The sequence below is a fragment of the Pseudomonas sp. JV245A genome (assembly GCF_032424515.1).
Taxonomy (GTDB): Bacteria; Pseudomonadota; Gammaproteobacteria; order Pseudomonadales; family Pseudomonadaceae; genus Aquipseudomonas; species Aquipseudomonas protegens.
This window is the reverse complement of record NZ_VYKE01000308.1, coordinates 1-2919: the sequence shown is the minus strand read 5'-3', so window position 1 is coordinate 2919 and position 2919 is coordinate 1. Positions and strand designations below refer to the sequence as shown.

Sequence of the window (2919 nt, the reverse complement as noted above, 5' to 3'; positions counted from 1 at the left end):
GGGCTCGGCAGCGGCTACAGGGGCCGCAAGAGCCCCCGGGGCGTCAGTAGGCCATGGTCCAGGTCAGGGTGTAGGTGCGGCCACGGCCCTGGTAGTCGTAGAGGTAGTCCGGGCCGTAGGTCGGCGAGTAGAACAGCTTGGCGCGCTGGCCCCAGACGGTGCTGTACTGCTTGTCCAACAGGTTCTGGATGCCGCCGCTGAAGGTGCCGAACTCGGTGTCGTGGCTGCCCAGCAGGTCGAAGGTGGTGTAGCCGTCGATGGTGTTGGGCGCATCCACGCTGTGGGTGGCGTCGATCTGCTTGACCGCGTCGTCCTTGAGGGTGAAGGCGTGGTTGCCCTGCAGGCGCACGCTGCTGCTGTCGTCCTTCCAGCCGACGAAGGCGGTGAGCTTGGACAGCGAGGCATACCGCGCATCACGCTTTTGCCAGCCGCCGTTCTTGCCCTCCTCCTCGGAGCGCACGGCATGCAGGGTGCCGCCCAGCTCCCAGCCGTTCTGGAAGTGCCGGGTCAGGGCGCTTTCAAAACCGTAGTCGCGGCTTTTCTGGTCCTTGACGTCGATGGTCAGGGTGGCCTGGTCGGTGGTGATCACCTTGTCCGACCAGATGTAGTACAGCGCCGCCTGGGCATCCCAGTCGCTATCGGAGAAGCGCCAGCCGGTCTCCACCTGGCGGCTCTTGATCCCGGCCAGGGGGTTGTCGTCCACGCTCAGGCCCGGCTTGCCGTAGAACTTGGCCGGGTCCGGCAGATCGAAGCCCTCGCCGTAGTTGACCCACAGCTGGTGGCCGTTCTTGAAGTCGTAGATGGTGCCCAGGTTGTAGAGGTTGACCGCATAGTCGTTGCTGCCGCCGGGCACGTTCTTGAACTGGCCCACGTCCACGTCCATCTGCTGGCGCCGGTAGCCGCCGGATACCGTCAGGTTGTCGGTGGCGTGCCAGTCCAGCTGGGCATAACCGGACAGGCCATCGACCCGGTAGCTGGGATAGCGCGGCGCCTTGCTCTGGGTCACCAGGTCGAGACCGCCGCTGCCCGAGGAGATGCCCTGGTCGAAGGTGCTCTGCTGGGCATTGAAACGCTCGCGGTCCAGGTCCACGCCGTAGGACAGCTTGAACGCCTCGAACTCCTTGGCGAACAGCGCCTTGAGGCTGGTGACTTCGAAATTCTGCTGGGATGCGGCGAAGTACACACCCTTGGAGCCTGCGGGGCTGCCGCTGTTGTAGTAGGGGAACGGGAAGAAGTTGTCGTCTTCCTTGCGGTACGAGGCCTGCAGGTAGAAATCCTGGCCCAGCACGTCGCTGTGGTGGTAGTTGGCGTTGAGCAGCAGGCGCTTGGTACGCGGTTCCAGGTCGGTGGAATAGCCGCCGCGCAGCTCGGCGTCTTCCAGGTTGGACGGCGCCTTGTACTTGAGGTTGGGGAAGTAGATCCCGGTGCTGCCATGGTTGCCGGAGTCGTAGTACTGGGCCAGCAGGTCCAGGCTCTGCTCTTCGTTGAACTGCAGGGCCAGGCTGCCCATCAGGTCCAGGGTACGGTTGTACTGCAGGTCAGTCTGGGTGTTGTCGATGAAGATCTGCTTGCCGGCACCGTCATAGAACGCCTGGTTCTGCTCCCCCGCCACCGCCAGCCGGCCGCTGATGGCTTCGTTGCCGCCGCTCACCGACTGGGCGATGCGGGTCGTCAGGTCGTCACTGTTGTTGAAGCCGCTGCTGGCCCCCAGCTGGGTCTCGAAGCGCGCCGGGCCCGGTTCGCCTTTCTTGGTGACGATATTGATGATGCCGCCGGTGGCGCCGCCGCCGTAGATGGCGCTGGCCCCGGACAGCACTTCGACCCGCTCGACGTTGAACGGCGAGATGCTGTCGAACTGTCGGGACAGGCCCCGGGAACTGTTCTGGCTGACCCCGTCGATCATCACCAGCACGTTGCGCCCGCGCATGTTCTGGCCGTAGTTGGTGCGCCCTTCCGGGGCCAGGTCGAGGCCCGGTACCAGCTTGCCGATGGCTTCCTTGAGGCTGACCCCGGTGCTCAACTGCTCGCGCAGCTGGCTCTGCTCCACCACCCACACGGTGCCGGGAATCTCGCTGATGGCGGCGCTGGTGCGTGACGCCACGGTGACCTGGGTCGGCTTGAGGTTGAGGCTGGCGGCCGGCACGCCAGCCCGACGCAGGATCACCGTGTGCCCGTCGCTGAACGACCAGCTCATACCACTGCCGGCCAGCAGGCTTTGCAGGGCCTGGGCCACCGTGACCTCACCGTTGAGGGCGGTGGATTGCAGGCCCTCGACATCGCTGGTGGTGTACAGCAGGCGCAGGTCGGCCTGATCGGCGAAGCGGGTCAGCGCCTGGTCCAGGGGCTGGGCCGGCAGGTTCAACGAGACCCGACGCTCCTGGGCGCTGCCGGCCTGGCTGACCGTGGCGGCCTCCTGGGCCTGGGCCAGGACCGGGCTCAAGGCCCCGGCGAACAGGGCCTGGGCCAGTAATGTGCGGCGCATGATGTGGTGACCGCGCCCCAGTGTCGACAGCTTGAACATTGCTTTCACGTGTTCCTTCCCAGCCGGTTGAAATGACGTCAATGAGAATGATTGTCTTCTCAGTCTCACTACGACGATTTCCCCCAGGGGAACTTGCAGTGCCCAGGCAAAAAAAATTCGACTCAGTGCAGGACCGCCAGCCATGGCAGGTAGGTGACGTGCAGCGGGTAGCGCTGCTGCAGGGCGTTGAGCGAGCCTTGCGGATCATGCAGGTCGAACACACCGCTGATGGCCAGGGCCGCCAACTGACCGTCGGAAATCAGGATGCGCCCGTGCTGGTAGCGCTCCAGTTCACCTATCACCTCACCCAGCGGGCGGCCGTTGAAGATCAGCTTGCCGCGCTGCCAGGCGGTCAGGCTGGCGGCGTCCACGGTCTGCTGGGCCAGCAGCGGCTGGCC

General features: G+C 65.2%; 2 protein-coding genes. Both read right to left on the bottom strand.

Features of this window, described 5'->3' with window-relative positions; genetic code table 11:
* Nucleotides 1-43: 43 nt before the first annotated feature.
* Nucleotides 44-2521, bottom strand: coding sequence for a TonB-dependent siderophore receptor (locus F6S12_RS30950; RefSeq protein WP_161466392.1), 2478 nt, complete (start codon nucleotides 2519-2521; stop codon nucleotides 44-46).
* Between the two features lie 122 nt (nucleotides 2522-2643).
* Nucleotides 2644-2919, bottom strand: a 276-nt coding sequence (locus F6S12_RS30945) for a FecR family protein (RefSeq protein ID WP_409999880.1), incomplete at its 5' end; no start/stop codon positions are given.